Annotated in this window: 21 protein-coding genes; 7 read left to right on the forward strand and 14 right to left on the reverse strand. The window is 70.5% G+C overall.

Going from position 1 to position 21,602, the window contains the following annotated elements; all coding sequences use genetic code 11:
• The 8 genes from ABT137_RS49075 to clpS all read right to left on the reverse strand — a co-directional run.
• A partial coding sequence (locus ABT137_RS49075; RefSeq protein ID WP_351720164.1) for a putative Ig domain-containing protein occupies positions 1 to 1,910 on the reverse strand: 1,910 nt, incomplete at its 3' end.
• Positions 1,911 to 2,155: 245 nt separating this feature from the next.
• Complete coding sequence (locus tag ABT137_RS49080; RefSeq protein ID WP_093502453.1) at positions 2,156 to 3,106, reverse strand: PLP-dependent cysteine synthase family protein; 951 nt, start codon at positions 3,104 to 3,106, stop codon at positions 2,156 to 2,158.
• A gap of 7 nt (positions 3,107 to 3,113) precedes the next feature.
• Complete coding sequence (locus ABT137_RS49085) at positions 3,114 to 3,392, reverse strand: MoaD/ThiS family protein (protein WP_351720166.1); 279 nt, start codon at positions 3,390 to 3,392, stop codon at positions 3,114 to 3,116.
• 85 nt (positions 3,393 to 3,477) lie between these two features.
• Positions 3,478 to 3,573: a putative leader peptide gene (locus ABT137_RS49090; RefSeq protein ID WP_351720169.1), complete on the reverse strand. Its 96-nt coding sequence runs from the start codon at positions 3,571 to 3,573 to the stop codon at positions 3,478 to 3,480.
• Positions 3,574 to 3,769: 196 nt separating this feature from the next.
• A complete protein-coding gene (locus ABT137_RS49095) occupies positions 3,770 to 4,192 on the reverse strand; it encodes a M67 family metallopeptidase (protein WP_351501655.1) in 423 nt (140 codons plus the stop codon).
• 183 nt (positions 4,193 to 4,375) lie between these two features.
• Positions 4,376 to 5,824, reverse strand: a complete 1,449-nt coding sequence (locus tag ABT137_RS49100) for an amino acid permease (protein WP_351720171.1) — start codon at positions 5,822 to 5,824, stop codon at positions 4,376 to 4,378.
• A 342-nt stretch (positions 5,825 to 6,166) separates the two neighbouring features.
• Complete coding sequence (locus tag ABT137_RS49105) at positions 6,167 to 6,772, reverse strand: DUF2017 domain-containing protein (protein WP_351720173.1); 606 nt, start codon at positions 6,770 to 6,772, stop codon at positions 6,167 to 6,169.
• 66 nt (positions 6,773 to 6,838) lie between these two features.
• Positions 6,839 to 7,156, reverse strand: a complete 318-nt coding sequence (gene clpS / locus ABT137_RS49110) for an ATP-dependent Clp protease adapter ClpS (RefSeq protein ID WP_351720175.1) — start codon at positions 7,154 to 7,156, stop codon at positions 6,839 to 6,841.
• A 58-nt stretch (positions 7,157 to 7,214) separates the two neighbouring features.
• On the opposite strand from clpS, the gene ABT137_RS49115 reads away from it, so the two are divergent.
• Both ABT137_RS49115 and ABT137_RS49120 read left to right on the forward strand, forming a co-directional pair.
• On the forward strand, positions 7,215 to 8,561 hold the full coding sequence (locus tag ABT137_RS49115) for a nicotinate phosphoribosyltransferase (protein ID WP_351720178.1): 1,347 nt from the start codon (positions 7,215 to 7,217) through the stop codon (positions 8,559 to 8,561).
• A gap of 148 nt (positions 8,562 to 8,709) precedes the next feature.
• Positions 8,710 to 9,294 carry an isochorismatase family protein gene (locus ABT137_RS49120; protein WP_351720180.1) on the forward strand — a complete coding sequence of 195 codons (585 nt, stop codon included), beginning with the start codon at positions 8,710 to 8,712 and terminating at the stop codon, positions 9,292 to 9,294.
• A 177-nt stretch (positions 9,295 to 9,471) separates the two neighbouring features.
• Here ABT137_RS49120 and ABT137_RS49125 read toward each other — a convergent pair whose 3' ends face one another.
• Positions 9,472 to 9,801, reverse strand: coding sequence for a hypothetical protein (locus tag ABT137_RS49125; protein ID WP_351720182.1), 330 nt, complete (start codon positions 9,799 to 9,801; stop codon positions 9,472 to 9,474).
• Between the two features lie 121 nt (positions 9,802 to 9,922).
• The gene (locus ABT137_RS49130; RefSeq protein ID WP_351720185.1) at positions 9,923 to 12,277 is read right to left on the reverse strand and encodes an immune inhibitor A domain-containing protein; all 2,355 of its coding nucleotides are present in this window, start codon (positions 12,275 to 12,277) and stop codon (positions 9,923 to 9,925) included.
• A gap of 423 nt (positions 12,278 to 12,700) precedes the next feature.
• Between ABT137_RS49130 and ABT137_RS49135 the strand changes: the two genes are divergently transcribed.
• The gene (locus ABT137_RS49135) at positions 12,701 to 12,994 is read left to right on the forward strand and encodes a hypothetical protein (RefSeq protein WP_351720188.1); all 294 of its coding nucleotides are present in this window, start codon (positions 12,701 to 12,703) and stop codon (positions 12,992 to 12,994) included.
• A gap of 82 nt (positions 12,995 to 13,076) precedes the next feature.
• Here the strand turns inward: ABT137_RS49135 and ABT137_RS49140 are convergent, their stop codons facing one another.
• Positions 13,077 to 13,790, reverse strand: coding sequence for an RDD family protein (locus ABT137_RS49140; protein WP_351720190.1), 714 nt, complete (start codon positions 13,788 to 13,790; stop codon positions 13,077 to 13,079).
• 110 nt (positions 13,791 to 13,900) lie between these two features.
• Positions 13,901 to 15,337, reverse strand: coding sequence for an RDD family protein (locus ABT137_RS49145; RefSeq protein ID WP_351720192.1), 1,437 nt, complete (start codon positions 15,335 to 15,337; stop codon positions 13,901 to 13,903).
• Positions 15,338 to 15,579: 242 nt separating this feature from the next.
• On the opposite strand from ABT137_RS49145, the gene ABT137_RS49150 reads away from it, so the two are divergent.
• Positions 15,580 to 15,993, forward strand: coding sequence for an SsgA family sporulation/cell division regulator (locus tag ABT137_RS49150; protein ID WP_351720194.1), 414 nt, complete (start codon positions 15,580 to 15,582; stop codon positions 15,991 to 15,993).
• A 32-nt stretch (positions 15,994 to 16,025) separates the two neighbouring features.
• Here the strand turns inward: ABT137_RS49150 and ABT137_RS49155 are convergent, their stop codons facing one another.
• The gene (locus ABT137_RS49155; RefSeq protein WP_351720196.1) at positions 16,026 to 17,432 is read right to left on the reverse strand and encodes an FAD-binding oxidoreductase; all 1,407 of its coding nucleotides are present in this window, start codon (positions 17,430 to 17,432) and stop codon (positions 16,026 to 16,028) included.
• A gap of 92 nt (positions 17,433 to 17,524) precedes the next feature.
• On the opposite strand from ABT137_RS49155, the gene ABT137_RS49160 reads away from it, so the two are divergent.
• Positions 17,525 to 19,024: a tetratricopeptide repeat protein gene (locus ABT137_RS49160; protein ID WP_351720199.1), complete on the forward strand. Its 1,500-nt coding sequence runs from the start codon at positions 17,525 to 17,527 to the stop codon at positions 19,022 to 19,024.
• Between the two features lie 158 nt (positions 19,025 to 19,182).
• Here the strand turns inward: ABT137_RS49160 and hppD are convergent, their stop codons facing one another.
• The gene (hppD, locus tag ABT137_RS49165) at positions 19,183 to 20,331 is read right to left on the reverse strand and encodes a 4-hydroxyphenylpyruvate dioxygenase (protein WP_351720201.1); all 1,149 of its coding nucleotides are present in this window, start codon (positions 20,329 to 20,331) and stop codon (positions 19,183 to 19,185) included.
• Positions 20,332 to 20,452: 121 nt separating this feature from the next.
• On the opposite strand from hppD, the gene ABT137_RS49170 reads away from it, so the two are divergent.
• Together ABT137_RS49170 and ABT137_RS49175 are read left to right on the forward strand one after the other, a co-directional pair.
• Entirely contained in the window at positions 20,453 to 20,935 is a 483-nt protein-coding gene (locus tag ABT137_RS49170; RefSeq protein ID WP_351720203.1) for an Lrp/AsnC family transcriptional regulator, read from the forward strand.
• Between the two features lie 81 nt (positions 20,936 to 21,016).
• Positions 21,017 to 21,601: an ArsR/SmtB family transcription factor gene (locus ABT137_RS49175; RefSeq protein WP_351720205.1), complete on the forward strand. Its 585-nt coding sequence runs from the start codon at positions 21,017 to 21,019 to the stop codon at positions 21,599 to 21,601.
• Position 21,602: the final 1 nt, after the last annotated feature.

Below are 21,602 nucleotides of genomic sequence, written 5' to 3' on the forward strand. Positions count from 1 at the left end.
AGGGTGGTCGAACCGGCGGTGACCGTCAGCTTGTCGTACTGGGTGCTGGTGGTGGTCTCGGCCGTGTCGACGTGCAGGTAGAAGGTGAACGTGGTCGCGGTGCAGCCGGACGGGATGGTCACCGACTGGGACAGCGTGTCGGTGTGCGAGGAGCCGTAGCCGTCGAGCCACGCCTTGTACGAGCCCGCGTGGGCGGCCTCGCCGCTGTCGCTGGTGATGACACCGCTGCTGGCGGTCCAGGTGGTGTTGCCCGACTCGAAGCCCGGGTTGCCGAGCAGCTGCGAGGAGGAGCAGGTGCCGCCGCCGCTGGTGCTGACGGTCCAGGTGAAGGAGGCCGAGCCGGAGGCGCCGGTGGAGTCGGTCGCGGTGACGGTGGTGCTGTAGGTGCCCGCGGTGGACGCCGTGCCGGAGATCAGGCCGGTGGAGCTGGAGATGGACAGGCCGGTGGGCAGGCCGGAGGCGCTGTAGGTGAGGGTCGCGCCCGCGCTGTCGGAGGCCGAGATCTGCAGGCTGACCGAGGAGCCGGTGGCGGTGGACTGGCTTCCGGGGTTGGTGACGGTCACCGTGTTTCCGGTGGTGGTGCCGGAGGTGAAGGCGGCGGTGCCGTTCGGGGTGCCCCAGCCGGTCGGGCCGTCGTAGCCGGTGCCGGCGGTGCAGAAGTACGAGGTGGAGCAGGAGCCGTTGTTGCCGCTGGTGACGTCGTACAGGTTGCTGGTGTGGGAGTACGGGTACTTCGCCGGGTAGTCACTCGAACCCGGGGTGCCCGCGAGGGCGTACACGCCGGCGATGATCGGCGAGGAGGCACTCGTACCGCCGTAGACCGCCCAGCCGGAGCCGCCGTAGGTGTCGTAGACCGCCACGCCGGTGGCCGGGTCGGCGACCGCGGAGACGTCGGACTCCATGCGCTTGGTGCAGCCGGTGTCGGTCTGCCAGCTCGGCTTCGAGTCGTAGGCGGAGCAGCCGGAGCCGGTGCCCTCGGAGGAGCTGGTCTTCCACACGGACTCGGTCCAGCCGCGGGTGCTGGAGGAGGTGGACAGCGCGGTGCCGCCGACGGCGGTCACGTACTGGGAGGTCGCCGGGTACTCGGCGCCGTAGTCGGAGTCACCGGCGGAAACGGTGATCGCGACACCCGGGTGCTTGAAGTAGGAGGTGTCCTCGCTGGTCTGGGAGGAGGACTCGGAGCCGCCCCAGCTGTTGGAGACGAACTTGGCGCCGAGCGCGACGGCCTCGTTCTCGGCGGTGCCGAGGTCGGAGTCGGTGGCGGAGCTGGCCTCGACGAGGATGATGTTGCAGTTCGGGCAGACGGCGCTGACCATGTCGATGTCGAGCGCTTCCTCGCCGGCCCAGCCGGAGTCGTTCGTCGGCAGCGAGGTCGTCGAACCGGTCTGGCTGACCTGCTTGAAGCAGCCGTTGGCGACGGTGCACGCCGACAGGCCGTACGTGGAGCGGTAGGTGGCGAGGTCCGAGGCCGCGTTCGGGTCGTTGTAGGCGTCGACCACGGCGACGGTCAGGCCGGAGCCGCCCGTCGAGGGCAGGTTGTAGGCGCTGTGCAGGTTGGTCGGGCTCAGGCCGGAGGGGGCGGCGGCGAGTGCCGAGGCCAGCTGCTGCTTGATGTCGGTGCGGCGCTGCGCGAAGCAGTTGACCTCACCGGGCTTGGAGACGGTGGCGCACAGGTGCTTGGTGGGCACCTTCTGACCGGCCTTGCCGGTGCCGTGCACGGCCTGCCGGGCGGGGTCGGTCAGGGCCTTGGCGTTCTGGGCGGCCCGGGTGGTCTGGGCGCCGGCCTGGGGGGCGATGGTGTGTGCCTGTGCCTGTGCGGCCGGTGCCGCGACGAATCCGGAGACGGCGAGGGCGAGGGCGGGGAACGCGAAGGCCAGAAGTCTTCGCAGGCTCCGTCGTGATTCACGCATGGGGGTACTGCCTCCATCGGTGGGGTTACAAGGCAGGCCCGTGACGCGCGTAGCGGCGGCAGAGTGCGCGGTCATGAGCATGACACTTCGAACACCCTGGGATGCCGATGAGCGTGGCATGACAGGACGGTGAGGAACCTAGCCGGGTTCACCGGGGACCGGTTCCCCCGGACGAAGATCTTTGCATCGTCATAGGCAGCGCTTAGCCCCCTCATAGGAGGGGGTTGGCGCGTACATGATGAGCGCTATGCCCAGAGCTGACCCTGCAGAGTCTCGATGGCTTCCTCGGTCGTCGCGGCGGTGTACACCCCGGTCGACAGGTACTTCCAGCCGCCGTCGGCGACGACGAACACGATGTCCGCGCTCTCGCCGGCCTGTACGGCCTTCTTCCCGACACCGATCGCGGCGTGCAGCGCGGCGCCGGTGGAGATGCCCGCGAAGATGCCCTCCTGCTGGAGGAGGTCCCGGGTCCGGGTCACGGCGTCCGCGGAGCCGACCGAGTAGCGGGTGGTGAGCACGGAGGCGTCGTACAGCTCGGGCACGAAGCCCTCGTCGAGATTCCTGAGCCCGTACACCAGGTCGTCGTACCGGGGTTCGGCGGCGACGATCTTGACGTCGGGCCGGTGCTCGCGGAGATACCGGCCGACACCCATCAGCGTGCCGGTCGTCCCGAGCCCCGCCACGAAGTGCGTGACGGACGGCAGGTCGGCGAGGATCTCCGGGCCGGTGGTGGCGTAGTGCGCACCGGCGTTGTCCGGGTTGCCGTACTGGTAGAGCATCACCCAGTCGGGATGCTCGGCGGACAGTTCCTTCGCCACGCGTACGGCGGTGTTGGAACCGCCCGCGGCCGGGCTGGAGATGATCTCCGCGCCCCACATCCCCAGCAGGTCCCGGCGCTCCTGCGAGGTGTTCTCGGGCATCACGCAGACCATGCGATAGCCCTTGAGCTTGGCGGCCATCGCCAGCGAGATGCCGGTGTTCCCTGACGTCGGCTCCAGGATGGTGCAGCCCGGGGTGAGCCGGCCGTCCTTCTCCGCCTGCTCGATCATGTGCAGGGCGGGACGGTCCTTGACCGAGCCGGTCGGGTTGCGGTCCTCCAGCTTGGCCCAGATCCGGACCTCGGCGGACGGCGAGAGCCGCGGCAGGCGCACCAGGGGGGTGTTGCCGACCGCGGCCAACGGGGAGTCGTAGCGCATGCCGATCTCAGGCCATGCCGCCGGCGACGGCCGGCAGGATCGTCACGGTGTCGCCGTCGGTGAGCTTGGTGTTGATGCCGTCGACGAAACGGACGTCCTCGTCGTTCAGGTACACGTTCACGAAGCGGCGCAGCTTGCCGTCGTCCACGATGCGGGCGTGGATGCCGGCGTGCCGGGTCTCGAGGTCGTTGAAGAGGTCGGCGAGGGTGTCACCGCTGCCCTCCACCGCCTTCTGACCGTCGGTGTACTGGCGGAGGATGGTCGGGATGCGGACCTCGATGGCCATGGCTCAGGGCTCCTGTCGGAAAGTCTGGGTGGGTGGGCGCGCAGCGGCACGCCGCGGCTCACGGCCGTACGGCGGCAGGGGAACGTCAACAGATGGCGCTGTTCAGCCTGCACAGGTCGACGTGCAGACGCGCCACGAGCAGCATGCCCAGCGCCTTGTCGCTCACGTCGTTCAGAACCATGGGGTCATCGTATCGATTCCCGGTGCCGATTCCGGAGTGTGATTCCACCTACCGGACGGATTCTGACCACATTTCGAGACAGGGGGTGCTGCGTCCCACCCAGGGGCGCTGGGGGTACCCCCGGCCGAAGGCTGGGGGAGGAACTGCGCGACCAGCCCCCACCGGCCCGCAGGTGACCGGCGGAAGGAAAGTGAGGTCAGTACGCCTCGACGATCCTCACCTCTTCCTCCGTCACCTCGCCCTCCACGATCCGGTACGAGCGGAACTGGAAGTCGCCCAGGCCGTCGGTGTCGGCGGTGGAGACCAGGACGTAGTGGGCGCCGGGCTCGTTGGCGTAGGAGATGTCGGTGCGGGAGGGGTACGCCTCCGTCGCCGTGTGGGAGTGGTAGACGACGACCGGCTCCTCGTCGCGGTCGTCCATCTCCCGGTACAGCTTCAGGAGGTCGCCGGAGTCGAACTCGTAGAACGTCGGCGACATGGCCGCGTTCAGCATCGGGATGAAGCGCTCGGGGCGGTCCGACCCCGCCGGGCCGGCGACGACGCCGCACGCCTCGTCGGGGTGGTCCTTGCGCGCGTGGGCGACGATCTGGTCGACGAGGGCCTGGGTGATGGTCAGCATGGTGGTCAGAATAGGCGGAGCGCGCGAAGCGCTCGTTCGGGGTGCGGTGGGAGACGGGCGGGAAAGCAAGGGGCCGTCCCGTACCGAAGGCTGGTACGGGACGGCCCGGATGCCGGACGCCCTGAGCGGCTGCCGCAGGGGGCGCCACGAGTGCTCCCCGCGGCGGGCGTCCCGGAGGGGTGGTCAGTTCACTTTCTCCAGCGGCACCGGCTCGCGGCGCGCGGCGACCTCGGGGTTGCGGTTCTTCAGGACCAGCCAGCCGACGCCGAGCGCGGCGGCCCAGCCGGCCATCACGTAGAGGCAGACCCGGGAGTCGCCGTCGTACGCGATCAGGCCGGTCACGAAGAGGAGGAAGACGATGGCGATCCAGCTGCACTTGGCGCCGCCGGGAGCCGGGAAGGCGGAGGCCGGCAGGCGGCCCGAGTCGACCGCGCGGCGGTAGAGGACGTGGCTGATCAGGATCATCAGCCAGGTCCAGATGCCGGCCGCGGTGGCGACGGAGGTGACGTAGCCGAACGCCTTCTCCGGGACGACGTAGTTGAGGACCACGCCGATGCCCATGAAGAGGACCGAGACGGTGATGCCGAGCGCCGGGGTCTTCGACGCGGACAGCTTGCGGAACACGGCCGGGGCCTCGCCGCTGTCGGCCAGGTTCCGCAGCATGCGGCCCGTGGAGTACATGCCGGAGTTGCAGGAGGACAACGCGGCGGTCAGCACGACGAAGTTGACGATGCCGGCGCCGGCCGGGATGCCGATCTTCGCGAAGGCGGCCACGAAGGGGCTGACGCCCGGGGCGAACTCCGTCCACTTCACGACGCAGAGGATGACGGTGAGCGCGCCGACGTAGAAGAGGGCGATGCGCCAGGGGAGCGTGTTGATCGCCTTGGGGAGGGTCTTCTCCGGGTTCTCCGACTCACCGGCGGTGACGCCGACCAGCTCGACCGCGAGGTAGGCGAACATGACGCCCTGAAGGGTCATCAGGGAGGAGCCGACGCCCTTGGGGAAGAAGCCGTCGAACTGGTAGAGGTTCGCGACCGACGCGGTGTCACCGGCGGCGCTGAAGCCGAAGGTGAGGACGCCGAGGCCGATCACGATCATGCCGATCAGGGCGGTGACCTTGACCATGGAGAACCAGAACTCCAGCTCTCCGAAGACCTTCACGGAGATCAGGTTGACCCCGAAGAGGACCACCAGGAAGACCAGGGCCGTCACCCACTGCGGGACCTGCGGGAACCAGTAGTTCACGTAGATCGCGGCGGCCGTCAGTTCGGCCATGCCGGTGACGACCCACATCAGCCAGTACGTCCAGCCGGTGAAGTAGCCGAAGAACGGGCCGAGGAACTCGCGGGAGTACTCGGCGAAGGAGCCGGAGACCGGGCGGTAGAGCAGGAGCTCGCCGAGGGCCCGCATGATGAAGAAGATGATGCCGCCGGCGAGGGCGTACATGAGGATGAGGCTGGGGCCGGCCTTGGCGATGTTCGCCCCGGCACCCAGGAAGAGCCCGACGCCGATGGCGCCGCCGATGGCGATCATCTGGACCTGGCGGCTGCCGAGCCCGCGCTCGTACCCCTCTTCGGAGGCTTCGGCGGAATTCGCGGAATTCCCCGACGTGTCGACCTGAGCGGAGGTCATGTGTGGTGTGCGCCTTTCTCCATGCCGACCCGGGCCTCTCGTCGGCCTCGGATCGGGTTTCGATCCCCCCGGATTGCTGGAGCGGTGCCTGACCGGTGGTGGCCGGTTCGGTGGCGCACCCGGCGTACACGTGGGTGGTGTTCGCCGGGCGGTCGTGAAGATTTATCACGGCCGCAACACTGATCACCGGGTTCCACCGAGAGGAATTGTGGCGCACACCACTGGAAAAAGCGGACAAAGCGCGACCGAAAAGGTCATACCAGGCCGCAACGGTGACGGGATCGTTATCCGGATTTGAGCGTCCTCTGAGCGAACGCGAAACCGGGACGTAATCGGGACGGATTACGGCATAAGGGTCGCGACCAGGGTCTCCTGGAGGCCGCCGAGCCACAGGTACGCCATCACCATCGGCTTGCGCGGGTCCTCGTCCGGGAGCCGGTAGAGGAGGTCGGTGTCGTCCTCGTCCGTGATGTCGAGGCGGCAGCCGATCGCGAGGCGCAGGTCGGTGAGGGCACCGAGCCACTGCCGGGACTCCTCGGGCGCCAGCTTGAGGACCGCGTCGCCCTTCTCCCCCGGGGCGAGGGCGTCGAGGGTGCGGATCACCGCGAGGGCGCTCTCCCGCTTGCCGGCCCTGAGGTCGTTCTCGGTGTAGCGGCGGAACTCGGCGGAGTGCGCCTGCTGCTCCTCGGCCTCCTCCGGGGACTGCGGGAGCCGCTCCGGGTCCCCGTAGGCGTCCGGGAAGAGCCGGCGCAGCACCGGGTCGGCGGGCGCCTCGCTCGGGCCCTCGGCGAACAGCTCGGCGAGCGGGTCGTCGGGGGCGTCCTCGGCGGGGCCGGGGCCGATGAGCTCCAGGAGCTGGACGGCCAGCGACCGGATGATGGAGATCTCGACGTCGTCGAGCGCGACGGCCGCGCCGCCGCCGGGGAGCGGTTCGAAGATTCCTGGCATGGAGGGGATTCGCTGCTTCCGGAGCTGATCGAGGAGGAGCCGGTCGGGGCCGGGCGGAGCGGGACGCTACTTCCGGTCCTGCTGGAGGGTGGCCCACAGGCCGTAGCCGTGCATCGCCTGTACGTCGCGTTCCATCTCCTCGCGGGTGCCGCTGGAGACGACCGCGCGGCCCTTGTGGTGGACGTCCAGCATGAGCTTGGTGGCTTTGTCCTTGGGATAGCCGAAGTAGGTCTGGAAGACGTACGTCACGTAGCTCATGAGGTTGACGGGATCGTTGTGCACGAGCGTGATCCACGGGACGTCGGGCTCAGGGACGGCGAATACCTCCTCCGCCGACTCGGTGCGTTCGATCTCTACGGGAGCGGGTGACGTCACATGGCCCATGCTGCCACGCGGCCCCTAAATCGTCACACTGACGCGAAGGGGTGTAGCATCCTTAGTCATGAACACAGCGGACCTTGGGCTGCCGGTGGATGTTCCCTCGACGGCGCTCTTCACCGACCAGTACGAGCTGACAATGCTGCAGGCCGCCCTGAAAGCGGGTACGGCCGAGCGGCGCAGTGTCTTCGAGGTCTTCACCCGGCGGCTGCCGGAGGGGCGCCGCTACGGCGTCGTGGCGGGCACCGGACGCGTCCTGGACGCGGTCGAGAACTTCCGCTTCGACACGGACGTCCTCGACTTCCTGGCGGAGCGGAACATCGTCGACGGGCCCACCCTGGAGTGGCTCGCCGGCTACCGCTTCAGCGGCGACATCTGGGGCTACCCCGAGGGCGAGGTCTACTTCCCGGGCTCGCCGATCATGCGGGTCGAGGGGTCCTTCGCCGAGTGCGTGCTCCTGGAGACCGTGATCCTCTCCATCCTCAACCACGACTCCGCGATCGCGGCGGCCGCCTCCCGGATGTCCTCGGCCGCCGGGGACCGCCCGCTGATCGAGATGGGCGCCCGCCGCACCCACGAGCTGGCCGCCGTCGCCGCCTCCCGCGCCGCCTACGTCGGCGGCTTCGCCACCACCTCCGACCTCGCCGCCGGCTTCCGCTACGGCATCCCGACGGTGGGGACGAGTGCCCACGCCTTCACCCTGCTCCACGACCACGAGCGCGACGCCTTCCGGGCGCAGGTCGACTCGCTCGGCCGGCGGACCACCCTGCTCGTCGACACCTACGACGTCGCCGAGGCGGTCCGTACGGCCGTGGAGGTGGCCGGGCCCGAGCTGGGCGCCGTCCGCATCGACTCCGGCGACCTGCTGCTGGTCGCCCACCGGGTGCGCCAGCAGCTGGACGAGCTGGGCGCGACGAACACGAAGATCACCGTGACCTCCGACCTCGACGAGTACGCCATCGCCTCGCTCGCCGCCGCCCCCGTGGACGCGTACGGCGTCGGCACCCAGCTGGTCACCGGCTCCGGGCACCCCACCTGCTCCATGGTCTACAAGCTGGTCGCGCGCGCCGAGTCCGGCGACCCGCAGGCGCCGCTGGTGCCGGTCGCCAAGAAGTCGATCGGAGGCAAGACGTCCGTCGGCGGCCGCAAGTGGGCGGCGCGGCGGCTGGACGCCGAGGGGGTGGCGGAGGCCGAGGTCGTCGGCACCGTTGAGGTCCCGGCCGGCCTGGTCGACCGGCAGCTCCTGGTCGAACTGGTGAAGTCCGGCCAGGTCGTCGCCCGCGAACCCCTGGACGCGGCCCGCGCCCGGCACCAGGCGGCACGGGCGAACCTGCCGTTCTCCGCGACCCAGCTCTCGCGCGGGGAACCCGTCATTCCGACGGAGTACGTGCAGGGGCGCTCGGGTAGCTAGAGCGGGTGCCCGCGTACGCGCTCCGCAAAGCCCCCTCCCCTACGCCCCCGTAAGTCTCTACGCTCGGAGGTTCAGGCCGGGCCCGCACCCCTTCTCTCCGCGTCTCCCCCGTCGACGGACCCGCTATCGAAAGCGAAGGACATCTACCATGCGCCGCGCCTTGATCGTCGTCGATGTGCAGAACGACTTCTGCGAGGGGGGCAGCCTCGCGGTGGCAGGGGGCGCCGATGTGGCCGCCGCGGTCACGGAGCTGATCGGGCAGGCGCCCGCCGGCTACCGCCACGTGGTGGCGACCCGCGACCACCACATCGCACCCGGCGGCCACTTCGCCGACAACCCCGACTACGTCCACAGCTGGCCGGCGCACTGTGTCGCCGGCACGGAGGGCGTGGGCTTCCATCCGAACTTCGCCCCGGCGGTCGCCTCCGGCGCGGTGGACGCGGTGTTCAGCAAGGGGGCGTACTCCGCGGCGTACAGCGGGTTCGAGGGCATCGACGAGAACGGGGTCAAGCTGGCGGAGTGGCTGCGGGCCCGGAAGATCGACGAGGTGGACGTGGTGGGGATCGCGACCGACCACTGCGTGCGGGCTACCGCCCTGGACGCCGCGAAAGAGGGCTTCCGCACCCAGGTCCTCCTCGACCTCACGGCCGGCGTGGCGGAGGCGACCACGGAACGCGCCCTGGAGGAGCTTCGCGAGGCGGGCGTGGAACTCACCGGCAAGCCGGTGGTCTGACACTCGTTTCCGCCGCAGCGGCGATCAGCCACGCCGACGGATTCCGGCGGTGCCGAACCGGCCGGTGGGCACCTGCGGGCCGGTGGGGGCTGGTCGCGCCCACGCGGCGGAGCCGCATATCGATACGGCCCCGCGCCCCTTACGTCGGCTGCTCTGTCCGGCATCGAAAAGTGCTGGTCAGGCTGCCGTCGGTCTGCGGAGGAGGGATCTGATCGGTCTCCAGAGTTCCAGTGCCGTGACACCGTTGTCAGGGGCCGTTCGCCATATCAGGCCGTCGGGGTGGTGCAGGACGGCCGTGATCTCGTCCGGGGTCGGTGGGGCGGCGTTGCCCCGCAGGTAGACCGCTCGCATGCCGAGGTTGCGGAGCCGCGTCAGGGCCCGGGCGCGGTTCTGGGCGTGGACCAGTACGCGTACGGCGGACGAGCCGTCCGGGGTGGTCGGACTGGGCAGGTTCAGCGCCACCACCACCCTGCCGTTCGGCAGCTTGCAGAACCCTCCTGCGGCCATGCGGTCACACCCCCGTGCGTGTCGGTGTCAATAAGAAAGCCACAGGACGCACCTAAGCACGAGCGGCGGCGACCCGCCAAGGGGTCGCCGCCGATACGTGTCTGACCTGTGAGAATGCGGATTACTTCACCGCGGGGCCGACCTGGAGGGAGATCGTCGAGCCGTCCCGGGCCTCCGTGACGATGTTGATCTTCGTGTTGGTGTCAGTGATCTTGACACCGGCGGCCGGGTTCGAGGCGTCGTAGTAGGTGCTCTTGTGGTCGTTGAAGACCGACACCCCGGACGACTGCTTGATCCTGGTCGCCACGTCCGCCTTGTGGAGGGTGATGCCGTCCGTCGCGTAGAGGCTGAACGGCGAGTCGTAGGCCTGGACGCGGTTGCGCATCAGCGTGCCGTCGGACCACTTCAGCGGCGTCGGGTGCGAGTCGATCGGGAGGATCAGACCGGTGCCCGGGTGGACGCTGGTGTTGTCGTCGGCCTCGGAGAGGTCCCACTTCCAGATCAACAGGCCGTTCTGGTACGGGTAGTGCTCCACCCAGTCCGGACGGGTCGTCGAGAAGCCGAAGTTGTACGGGCCGGTCTTGAGGGTCTTGTCGTACGACACGTACTGGCGGTTCTCCGCGATGTAGTACTGCGCGTAGTCCTTGGTGAAGGACGCGCCGATGCGGGAGAAGCCGGAGGCGGTCCAAGCCGGGTCCGCCGACTCGGCGTTGTCGGAGAAGAGGGCCGAGCCGTCGGCCGTCACCGTGATCTCGTCGGCCGCGAAGCCCTTGAGGGCGACCCCGCCGTCGGTCTGGTAGCGGAAGCGCAGCTGGACCTTCTGGCCCGCGTAGGCATCCAGCGGGTACGACAGCTTGGTGTACGCGTCGGCCGAACCGGTGAGCGCCGGCTTGTCGCTGCCGTCGCGCGGGATGGCCTGGCCGTTCACCGTGCCGTCCAGGGCGGTCCAGTTGGCGCCGCCGTCGGTGGAGACCTCCGTGTAGAGGTAGTCGTAGCCCGACTCGATGTCGTACCAGCCGTCCAGGTTCAGCGTCGCGGACGACTTGCCGGTCAGGTCGACGTCACGGGTCAGCGTGTTCTTGAGGTTGTCGCCGCTGCCGCTCCACCACTGGGTCGAGCCCTCGGCCGGGGTGACCACCGTGGTGGTGACCGCCTTGTCCGGGAGGGAGACCACCGTGGCCTGCTTGTCCTCGGTGTTGTACTCGGCGACGCCCAGCTTGTGGCTGGACTTCGTGCCGGCCTTGGCCACGTCGTAGTTGAGCCAGCCGAGCTGGAGCTTGTCCCAGGCGTTCATGTCACCGGGCAGGTCGCCGATGGCCTCCTTGCCGGTGCCCAGCCAGGAGCCGGAGGACATCAGGGTCCAGAAACCGGTGGAGTTCTCGCCGCCGTTGGTGTCGTACTCGTCCGGCAGGCCGAGGTCGTGGCCGTACTCGTGGGCGTAGACACCGAGTCCGCCGTTCTCCGGCTGCATGGTGTAGTCGCCGACCCAGATGCCGGTGTCGCCGATCTGGGTGCCGCCGAGCTTGTTGTTGTCCGGGCCGGTGGCGCCGGCGTCGGTGCCGAAGGCGTACCAGCGGTGCGCCCAGATCGCGTCGGTGCCCTGGGCGCCGCCGCCCGCGGACTCGTCCTCGCCGGCGTGCACGATCTGGAAGTGGTCGATGTAGCCGTCGGGCTCGTTGAAGTTGCCGTCGCCGTCGTAGTCGTAACGGTCCCACTGGTCGTACTGCGCGAGGTCCGTCTTGATGGCGGCGGCGGACACCCCGGCCGCCTCCTGGTCGGCGACCCAGGCGCTCACGCCGTCCTTCACCAGGTTCCAGACGCTGGAGCAGGTGGTGGAGCCGCAGGCGTTGTTGCCGTAACGGGCCTCGTTGTAGGGGACCTTGACCCAGTCGGTGACCTCGCCGTCGACCGAGTAGCGGCCCGAGGACTGCGTCTCGTAGTACTTCTTCAGCGACTCGGTGTCCTTGCCGGTGCCGAAGTAGAGGTCCTGGAAGTGCTGCTGGTTGTAGTCCGCCTGCCAGGCCGTGGAGTTGTCCTTGGTGCGGTCGGGCGCGGCTATCTGGTTGTGCAGCGGGCCGGTCGTGCCGCCGTACCGCGGGTCCGTCTGGTCGCCGAACTCCACCAGGATCGTGAAGATCCTGTCCGTCTTCTCGCGGCCGAGTTCGACGTACTTGCTGTCGCCCTTCTTGCCCTTGAGCTGGACGACCTTCGAACCGTCGCGGTCCTTGACCTGGGCCTTGCCGGATATGACCTGGTCGAGGGCTTCCTGGCGCTGGGCCTCCTGGGTCTTGCTCAGGGGGCCGTCGAGGTCGTGTTCCTCCTGCTTCGTCGACGGGTCGTGCCGGTCGACGGTGCTGGTGGTGGTCGCCGTCGGGGTCGCGGTCGCGGCGGCCGCGAAGGTGGCGAAGCCCACGGAGGCGGTCGCGAGCGTCACGCCGACGGCGAGTGCTCTGAACGTCCAGGGTCTGCTGGTCACTTGAGTTCCTCCCCCGCGCCGCGCGCACGGCAAGGAGGACCGGGTGATGGTTGGGGGTCCGTGCGCGCACGTTCAACGCGTCGATTCAAGTGACGACATTTGACTACTGGTTTACGAGAAAAGACAGATCTTGACTCTGACAGTTCAACTGCACTATGCGGAGAGGAAGTTCGCTTTACGGACGCCGGGCGCGGAGTTACCCCCGAAGGACCTCGCCCAACCGGCGCGCATATGCCTCCGGTTGCCGTATGCCATGCGACCGTGCGCCCCCTGTGCACCGGTACCGTGGGTTAGGTCACGCTTACCGGACGTTCCTCTCGGGCATGCACGCGAATAGAGTCGAACGGTGGAACGTCCGGAAGCCGGTGGAAACCAAGGCCGGTTCCCCGTCTCACCCCCAAATCTTCCGAGGACACGATTGCCATGCCTCGTCCGACCCCGGCACAGCTCGTCTACGGTTCGGCCACCGTGATCTGCTCGACGCTCGCCATGCTGCTGCTGTCACAGACGAGTTCGGGCATCGGGATCGCGGTCATCGCGCTCGCCGCGCTCGGTCTGGGACTGCTGGTGGCCATGACGGTCCCGCTCCCCCGGCCGCGCACGGTCGCACAGTCCCAGCCCGCCCCGATCGCATCGCCCCAGGTGCGGGTCCCCCTGCACCGGGAGACCGTGGCCGCCGCCACGGCCGAGCCCGTCCGGGAGCCCACCGCGCCCTGACACCCGTACACCAGTGAAGTCGGCGGGTCCGTGAGACTGACGGGCCCGCCGACTGCTTGTGCGCCCCCCTGTACCGGCCCCGCTACGAGCTCGTACTGACCACGACCGTCTTCGCGGCCTTGTCGTGCAGCCCCTGTTTGTACGGCTTGTCGAAGAAGCTCCAGCCGCCGCAGATCACCGTCCAGATACAGGCGCAGCAGAAGGCGAACGGCACCCACAGCACCAGGGCGCGCAGCAGCGAGGTCTGGGTGGAGGGGGTGGAGCCGTCGGACAGGTTGGCGACCCGCATGCCGAGCCACTTCATGCCGAGGGTCTGGCCCGACCTGGCGATCAGCAGGGTGTCGTAGGCGACGAACAGGACGGCGGCGACGAGCGACTGGGCGAAGGACCGGCCGGCCGAGATCTTGTCGCCGTCCATCTGGTACTCGCTCACCCCGAACGCCAAGGTGAGCAGGACGACCACGATGCCCACCAGGATCATGTCGATGATCCGCGCGAGGGTGCGCTTGCCGCTGTCGGCGAGGGGCGGCATCCCGGCGAGGGGATCGGCGGGGTAGCCACCGGTACCGCCGCCTCCGTAGGGGCCGCCGCCGCCCGCGCCGTAGGGGCCGCCGCCGTAGGAGGGCGGCGGGGGCTGCGAGCCGCCGTACGGGGTGTCGTACGGCGAGCCCGAGCCCGAGCCCGGCCCCTGGCCCTCTCCCTGGCCCTCGCCCGGGCCCGGCGGGGGCTGCTTCCTGAACGGATCGTCCTCCGGCGGCTCTCCTGAGCCCGGGGGCGGGGGCGGTTCGGTGCTCATGGCCCGAGTGCACCGCGAAGCGGCCGGACCCGCATCCGGCGAGCAGCCGTACGGGGGACGACGGCCGGTGTACGACGGCCTGTGTACGACGGTCCGGATACGACGGCCCGTCAGTCGGCGACGAAGGTGTGTGCCGCCTTGTCGTGCCAGCACTGGTGCCAGGGTCGGTCGAACAGGCACCAGGCGACGCCGACGATCCCGATGCCGAGCAGTCCGGGCACGGTGTACACCAGCCAGCGGCGCAGGGAGGCACCGAAGGAGGGTGGCTCGTGGCCCTCGATGTCCCGTACCTCCAGGCCGAACAGCTTCTTGCCGAGCGTGCGGCCCCACCTGGCGGTGGGCAGCACCTCGTAGAGGACACCGGCGACGAGCAGGACGGCGAGCACGATGCCGAGGTACAGGCCGGTCGTGCCGTCCAGCAGCCAGACGGTCTCGGTACGGCCGGAGAGCTTGGCCACGTCGATCTTGTCCTGCACGTGGTCGGCGGCCTTGGTCCCGAACGGTACGGCGGCGGCCGCGGTCACCGCGCCGACGACCAGGCTGTCGACGAGCCGGGCCGCGAACCGCTTGCCGAGGCCGGCCGGCCGGGCCGCCGCCTGCCGCCGGGCCGCCGCCTGGAAGAGGTCCTCCACCGGCGGCTTCCAGGGGGCGACCTGCTGGTCACCGGCGAGCTGGTGCACCTGCTGAGCCCAGGAGGACTGCCCGCCACCGGCACCGGAGGCCATGGGAGCGGCGGGGGCCATCGGGGACTGGGGGGCGGCGGACTGCTGCGGGGGGACGGCGGGGGCGACGGCCTGGGGCGCGGCGGGCTGGGGCTGCGGGGCCGCGGCGGGTGCCGGAGGCTGGGCGGAGGGTGTCTGGGCCGCGGCGGCCCGGGCGGCGGCGGCCTTTCCGGCACCGAAGCCGGGGCGTCCGGGACCGGCCGTGCCGGGAGCGCCGACCGGGCCCTGCGCACCGAGACCGGCCGCGCCGCCGGGGCCGCCGGTACCCGGGCCGGCCGCACCCGGGCCGCCGGGGTTCGGCGTGCCCTCGCCCCGGATCGGCCGGAAGGTCAGCGTGCCGTCGTCCATGGGCGGCCGGGCCGCCGGCGGGGTCCCCGCCGGGCCGACCGTCGGCCTGCGGAAGATGAACGTGCCGCCCGAGTCGAGGTCCCCCTGGCCCGCCTGGTCACCCTCGTCGGCCGGCGGGATCGACGCCGTGCCGTCCGTGCGGGCCGACCGGCCGTCCGGCCGGGCCGGGGAGCCCGCCGCCCGGGGGTCGTTGCCCCAGGCGCTCCCCTCCGCCGTCCAGCCGGAGGCGCCGCCCGGCTGCGGGTCCTCGTCGAAGAAGTGCGGGCCGGTCTCCTCGACCGCCGCCGAGGCCGCGGGTCCCGCGGGGTGCGAGCCCGGCGGCGGGAGGAGCGGTTCGCCGCCGGACGGGGCCGGGCGGCTGGTGCCCGGCACCCACGCGGCGCCGTTCCAGTAACGGACGTAGCCGGGGATGGACGGGTCCGGGTAGTAGCCCTCGCGGGGCCGTTCGTCACCGGGTGCCGGGGTTGGGGCGGTCATGTCCGTCATCCCGTATCTGCTCGGGGGTCGTGTGGCAGCCTCCACATCTATCAGACCCGGATGCCCGCCACCGCCAGTCCCGCAGGACCCGCCACTTTCCGGGCAGCCCTGTGCGCCCCTTCACCGCACCGGAAGAAAAATTTCCCGGAACCCGCGTAATGCTCGCGGCCCCAGCCTCTCTCCACTCGTACGGGCCCACCCGCAGGCGCCCGCACGACTGACCGAGAGAGGAACCGAACGTCATGCATCACACCGTGGTGGAACGCGAACTGGAGCTGCGGCTCATCCTGTCCCCCGAGCGGAGCATCCCGGTCCCGGCCCGGCTGACCTACCGCTCCGACGACCCGTACGCCGTGCACGTCAGCTTCCACATCAACTCCGAGCAACCGGTCAACTGGACCTTCGCCCGCGACCTGCTCGTGGAGGGGGTGTTCCGGCCGTGCGGGCAGGGGGACGTGCGGGTGTGGCCGACGAAGGTGGAGGGCCGCAGCGTCGTGCTGATGGCGCTGAGTTCACCCGACGGTGACGCCCTGCTCGAAGCACCGATCCCCCAGGTGTCCGCCTGGCTGGAGCGGACGCTGCGGGTGGTGCCCCCGGGGCGTGAGGGCGGGCAGCTGGGGATCGACGAGGCGCTCGACCAGCTGCTCGCCCAGTGAGGGCCCCGCCGGATGGATTCAAACGGCGGGGATCAGAACAGTTTGCCGGGATTGAGGATGCCCAGCGGGTCGAAGACCTGTTTCACGGCCCGCTGCATCTCCACGCCCACCGGCCCGATCTCCCGGGCCAGCCACTCCTTCTTCAGGACGCCGACACCGTGTTCGCCGGTGATGGTGCCGCCGAGTTCCAGGCCGAGGCCCATGATCTCGTCGAAGGACTCGCGGGCGCGGCGGCACTCGTCGGCGTCCTGGGCGTCGAAGCAGACCGTGGGGTGGGTGTTGCCGTCGCCGGCGTGCGCGACGACCCCGATGGTCAGCCGGTGCTTCTCCGCGATGCGCTCGACGCCCTCGATCATGTCGCCGAGCCGGGAACGGGGCACGCACACGTCGTCGATCATCGTGGTGCCCTTGACGGCCTCCAGGGCGACGAGCGAGGACCGGCGGGCCTGGAGGAGGAGTTCGGACTCGGCGGCGTCCTCGGCCGGGACCACCTGGGTGGCGCCCGCGGCCTCGCAGAGCGTGCCGACGGCGGCGAGGTCGGCGGCCGGGTCCGGGGTGTCGAAGGCGGCGAGCAGCAGCGCCTCGGTGGACTCCGGCAGACCCATGCGGGTGAGTTCGTTGACCGCCTTCACGGTCGTACGGTCCATCAGTTCGAGCAGGGACGGCACATGGCCGCCCTCCATGATCCGGCACACCGCCTCGCAGGCGGCGGCCGCGGAGCCGAACTCGGCGGCCAGCACCAGCTGCTGCGGCGGCTTGGGCTTCAGCGCCAGCACGGCCCGTACGACGATGCCGAGCGAGCCCTCGGAGCCGACGAAGAGGCGGGTGAGGTCGTACCCCGCGACCCCCTTCGCCGTGCGGCGGCCGGTGGACATCAGCCGCCCGTCCGCGAGGACGACGTCCAGACCGAGCACGTACTCCGCGGTCACCCCGTACTTCACGCAGCACAGGCCGCCCGACGCCGTGCCGATGTTGCCGCCGATCGTGCACATCTCCCAGCTGGAGGGGTCCGGCGGGTAGGAGAGGCCGTACTCCTCGACCGCGCGGGAGAAGGTGGCGTTGATGACGCCGGGCTCGACGACCGCGATGCGGTCCACCGGCGAGATCTCCAGGACGCGGTCCATCTTCGTCAGGGAGAGCACGATGCAGCCGTCGGTGGCGTTGGCCGCGCCGGACAGGCCGGTGCGGGCGCCCTGCGGGACGACCGGGACGCGCAGTTCGGTGGCGACGCGCATGACGTGCTGGACGTGCTCGACAGTGCGGGGCAGCACTACGACGGCCGGGACACCGGCCGGGCAGAAGCTCGCCATGTCGTTGGCGTAGGAGGCGGTCACGTCGGGGTCGACGAGGACCGCGTCGGCCGGCAGACCCGCGAGGAGCCGGTCGGTGAGGTTGCTGGTGGCCTCGTCCCGAGGCGCTTCGATACGGCTCATGATCACAGCGTCGCACCCGGGGCCATCGGTGTGAACCCCACAGGTGCCGTCCTTGGGCCGCCCGGATGCGGTGGTCGTATTGACGCACAGTGTCCGACATGTGCGCGCTGGATAACCGACCGTCCCGACCTGCCACCTCGCTGCTCCCTGAACCGGCGCCGCCGCGCCGCCGCGGCCGGGTGCTGCTGCGGCTGCTGATCGTCGCGCTGGCGGGCGGGGTGGCGGCCGGCGGCACGCTGATGCTGCGGGCGCACGAGCCGCACCCTGCCGCACCGGCCCCGGCCCCGGCCGCCGGGCCGCGGGCGCAGACGGCCGCGCGGGCGGCGGCCCTCGCGGCGGCGCAGACGGCCGTTCTGCACGGCCTGCCCGCCGCGCTGCCCGACCTCACGACGCTGATCGGCGCCCGCGAGGCGCGGGTGCGGGCGCAGCCGAAGGACGCGGGGGCCTGGGCGGTGCTCGGAGCCGCGTACGTCGAGCGGGCGCGCCGGACCGCCGACACGGGCGACTATCCCCGGGCCGAGCGCGCGCTGCAGACCTCCCTCAAGGTGGCCGGGAAGAACAACACCGAGGCGCTGAGCGGACTGGCGGGGCTGGCCGTGGCGCGCCGGGACTTCCCCGGGGCCAGGCGGTTCGGCGAGGAGGCGCTGAAGGCGGCGCCGAAGCGGTGGTCGGCGTACCCGGTGCTGATCGACGCGTACAACGGGCTCGGCGACTACAAGGCCGCCCGGTCCGCGCTGGACAAGCTGATGGCGCTGAAGGTCGGGGCCGACGTGAAGCCGGCGGTGATGGCGCGGGCCTCCGCGGTGTACCGGGACCGGGGCTGGCGCGAGGACGCGGTGGCCCAGGTGACCGACGCGGAGGCGGCCGCCCGGACGCCCCCCGAGCAGGCCGCGTATCTGTGCCAGGCCGGGCAGCTGGCCTGGGAGCGGGGCGACCGGGAGGACGCGCTGCGGCACTTCACGGCGGCCGTGCGCCTCGACCCCGACCTGTCGGCCGCGCGGGCCGGGCAGGGGCGGGCGCTGGCCGCGCTGGGCCGTGCGCAGGAGGCGCTGACCGCCTACCAGGGGGCGCTCGCACACCGGCCGACTCCGCAGGTCGCCCTGGAGTTCGGCGAGTTGTACGAGTCGCTGGGGATGGGGCAGCAGGCGGAGGCGCAGTACGAGCTGATGCGGACGCAGGTGCGGCGGGAGCTGGAGTCCGGGGTCGACGACGATCTGGTGATCGGGCAGTACGAGGCGGACCACGGCGACGTCCAGGAGGCGGTGGAGCGGCTCACGGCGGAATGGGAGCGCCAGCCGGGCATCGAGGTCGCGGACTCCCTGGGGTGGGCGCTGCACCGGGCCGGCGACGACAAGGAGGCGCTGCGGTACGCCTCGATCGCGACGGACTCGACCAAGGGCGGCGGGGTGCGCAGCGCGCTGTACGCCTTCCACCGGGGCATGATCGAACGCGACTTGGACCTGGAGGCCCCGGCCCGCCGCCACCTCCAGGACGCCTTGCGGACCAACCCGTACTTCTCCCCGCTCCAGATCCCGGCGGCCCACGCCGCCCTCACGGCTCTGGGCAACCAGCCGCCGAACGAGGAGCTGCCGCAGTAGACAGCGGCGGCGGCCACGGCGGTCGGGCACCGCCGGGACACGCCGTCGTCGTGGCTGATCGCCGTCGCGGCGGAAAAATAGGGCCGCGGGCCGGCGTGCCCGGCCGCGGGGGCCGGGCGGCGGCCGACGGACCGGGCGGCGGCCGACGGGCCGGCGGGTCACAGGTTGCCGCGGCGGTCCTGTTCGCGTTCGATCGCTTCGAAGAGGGCCTTGAAGTTGCCCTTGCCGAAGCCCATCGAGCCATGGCGTTCGATGATCTCGAAGAAGACCGTCGGGCGGTCCTGGACCGGCTTGGTGAAGATCTGCAGGAGGTAGCCGTCCTCGTCGCGGTCGGCGAGGATCTTCAGTTCGCGCAGGGTGTCGATCGGGACGCGGGTGTCGCCGACCCACTCGCCGAGGGTGTCGTAGTACGAGCCGGGGGTGTCCAGGAACTCGACGCCGGCCGCGCGCATGGTCCGTACCGTCTCGACGATGTCGTTGGTGTTGAGCGCGATGTGCTGGACGCCCGCCCCGCCGTAGAACTCCAGGTACTCGTCGATCTGGGACTTCTTCTTCGCGATCGCCGGTTCGTTGATCGGGAACTTGACCTTGAGGGTGCCGTCGGCGACCACCTTCGACATCAGCGCGCTGTACTCGGTCGCGATGTCGTCGCCCACGAACTCCTTCATGTTCGTGAAGCCCATGACCCGGTGGTAGAAGTCGACCCACTCGTTCATCCGGCCGAGTTCGACGTTGCCGACGCAGTGGTCGACGGCCTGGAAGGTGCGCCGGGCCGGCGGTTCGACGATCGGGGAGGCGGCGACGAATCCCGGGAGGTACGGGCCGTCGTAGCCGGTCCGCTCGACGAGGGTGTGACGCGTCTCGCCGTACGTCGCGATCGCGGCGAGGACGACGGTGCCGTGCTCGTCCTTGAGTTCGTACGGCTCGGCCACCGACCGCGCGCCGTGCTCGACCGCGTAGGCGTACGCGGCGCGGGCGTCCGGGACCTCGATCGCGAGGTCGACGACCCCGTCGCCGTGCTCGGCCACGTGGCGGGCGAGGAAGCGGCCCCACTCGGTGTCCGGCCTGATGACGGAGGTGAGGACGAACCGGGCCGAGCCGTTCTCCAGGACGTAGCTCGCGGTCTCGCGGCTGCCGGTCTCCGGACCGGAGTACGCGACCAGCCGCATGCCGAAGGCGGTGGAGTAGTAGTGGGCCGCCTGCTTGGCGTTGCCCACGGCGAAGACGACCGCGTCCATTCCCTTGACCGGGAAGGGGTCGCTCTGCCGGACGGTCGCAGCGGGAGTGTGCTGTGTGGTCTGCGTCATGTCCGAAGGGTGAACCCGGTCCACAAGGTGCGCAATAGATGGCATTTCTACTGGGCAATATGCTTAGCAATACGGCCGTACTGGCGGACTTTCTGTACAGGGTGACCATCCGGAGGCGGGCATGGCGATCGATCATCTGGACGGGCGGATCCTGGTGCTGCTGGCCCGGGAGCCGCGCATCGGGGTCCTGGAGATGTCCCGCCGGCTGGGCGTGGCCCGCGGGACCGTGCAGGCCCGCCTCGACCGGCTTCAGTCGAACGGAGTGATCCAGGGGTTCGGCCCCCAGGTGGATCCGGCGGCCCTCGGCTACCCGGTCACCGCGTTCGCCACCCTGCAGATCCGGCAGGGCCAGGGACCGGACGTGCGGGCGCACCTGGCGACCGTGCCGGAGGTGCTGGAACTGCACACCACCACCGGCACCGGCGACATGCAGTGCCGGCTGGTGGCCCGCTCCAACGCCGATCTCCAGCGGGTGATCGACCGCGTCGTCGGTTTCGACGGCATCGTCCGGGCGTCCACGGCGATCGTCATGGAGAACCCCGTTCCGCTGCGGATCATCCCGTTGGTGGAGCAGGCCGCGGCGGACAGCGAGGGAGGGAAGTAGCAACACCCCGGGGAGAGTTACAAAGAAGTTGATGCAAAAGATGCGTTGCAAAGGAGTCTTTGCAACGCTACCTTTGTACGCATGACGGAGCACGAGGAACGGAAACAGCGGCGGCTGGACGCCCGCTCACTGCGCGGGCTCGCGCATCCGCTGCGGATGCAGCTGCTGGACGCCCTGCGGCAGCACGGCCCCGCCACCGCCTCCCAACTGGCCGAACGGCTGGGCGAGTCGAGCGGCGCGACCAGCTACCACCTGCGCCAGCTCGCCGAACACGGCTTCGTCGAGGACGCCCCGGAGCGCGGCAAGGGCCGGGAGCGCTGGTGGCAGGCGGCGGACCAGAGCATCCGCTACGACAGCGCGGACTTCGAGGACGCGAGTCCCGAGGTACGGGGACTGACGGAGGTGTTCCTGCAGGAGGGGGCCGCCCGGCACGCCCGCGAGCTGGCCGCCTGGCTCGGCACCCGGGACCAGTGGTCCCAGCCCTGGTCCCACGCCAGCGACATGAGCGACATGAGCCTGCGGCTCACACCCGAGCTCGCCCTCGAACTGATCGGCAAGATGCACGCCCTGATCGACGGCTATCGGGACCGGGTCCCCGACAAGGACACCCCGGAGTCGGAACAAGTACGCATCCACACGCACCTCTTCCCCATCGAGACGGACTGAG

The organism is Streptomyces sp. NPDC001980, assembly GCF_040296885.1.
Classification (GTDB): Bacteria; Actinomycetota; Actinomycetes; order Streptomycetales; family Streptomycetaceae; genus Streptomyces.

Coding starts and splice junctions, on each gene's coding strand:
- ABT137_RS49090 (WP_351720169.1), bottom strand. CDS start 3,573: ATGGTTCTGAACGACGTGAGCGACAAGGCGCTGGGCATGCTGCTCGTG.
- hppD (WP_351720201.1), bottom strand. CDS start 20,331: ATGACGCAGACCACACAGCACACTCCCGCTGCGACCGTCCGGCAGAGC.
- ABT137_RS49100 (WP_351720171.1), bottom strand. CDS start 5,824: ATGACCTCCGCTCAGGTCGACACGTCGGGGAATTCCGCGAATTCCGCC.
- ABT137_RS49125 (WP_351720182.1), bottom strand. CDS start 9,801: ATGGCCGCAGGAGGGTTCTGCAAGCTGCCGAACGGCAGGGTGGTGGTG.
- ABT137_RS49085 (WP_351720166.1), bottom strand. CDS start 3,392: ATGGCCATCGAGGTCCGCATCCCGACCATCCTCCGCCAGTACACCGAC.
- ABT137_RS49175 (WP_351720205.1), top strand. CDS start 21,017: ATGACGGAGCACGAGGAACGGAAACAGCGGCGGCTGGACGCCCGCTCA.
- ABT137_RS49115 (WP_351720178.1), top strand. CDS start 7,215: ATGAACACAGCGGACCTTGGGCTGCCGGTGGATGTTCCCTCGACGGCG.
- ABT137_RS49095 (WP_351501655.1), bottom strand. CDS start 4,192: ATGCTGACCATCACCCAGGCCCTCGTCGACCAGATCGTCGCCCACGCG.
- ABT137_RS49080 (WP_093502453.1), bottom strand. CDS start 3,106: ATGCGCTACGACTCCCCGTTGGCCGCGGTCGGCAACACCCCCCTGGTG.
- ABT137_RS49120 (WP_351720180.1), top strand. CDS start 8,710: ATGCGCCGCGCCTTGATCGTCGTCGATGTGCAGAACGACTTCTGCGAG.
- clpS (WP_351720175.1), bottom strand. CDS start 7,156: ATGGGCCATGTGACGTCACCCGCTCCCGTAGAGATCGAACGCACCGAG.
- ABT137_RS49150 (WP_351720194.1), top strand. CDS start 15,580: ATGCATCACACCGTGGTGGAACGCGAACTGGAGCTGCGGCTCATCCTG.
- ABT137_RS49170 (WP_351720203.1), top strand. CDS start 20,453: ATGGCGATCGATCATCTGGACGGGCGGATCCTGGTGCTGCTGGCCCGG.
- ABT137_RS49145 (WP_351720192.1), bottom strand. CDS start 15,337: ATGACCGCCCCAACCCCGGCACCCGGTGACGAACGGCCCCGCGAGGGC.
- ABT137_RS49160 (WP_351720199.1), top strand. CDS start 17,525: ATGTGCGCGCTGGATAACCGACCGTCCCGACCTGCCACCTCGCTGCTC.
- ABT137_RS49135 (WP_351720188.1), top strand. CDS start 12,701: ATGCCTCGTCCGACCCCGGCACAGCTCGTCTACGGTTCGGCCACCGTG.
- ABT137_RS49140 (WP_351720190.1), bottom strand. CDS start 13,790: ATGAGCACCGAACCGCCCCCGCCCCCGGGCTCAGGAGAGCCGCCGGAG.
- ABT137_RS49105 (WP_351720173.1), bottom strand. CDS start 6,772: ATGCCAGGAATCTTCGAACCGCTCCCCGGCGGCGGCGCGGCCGTCGCG.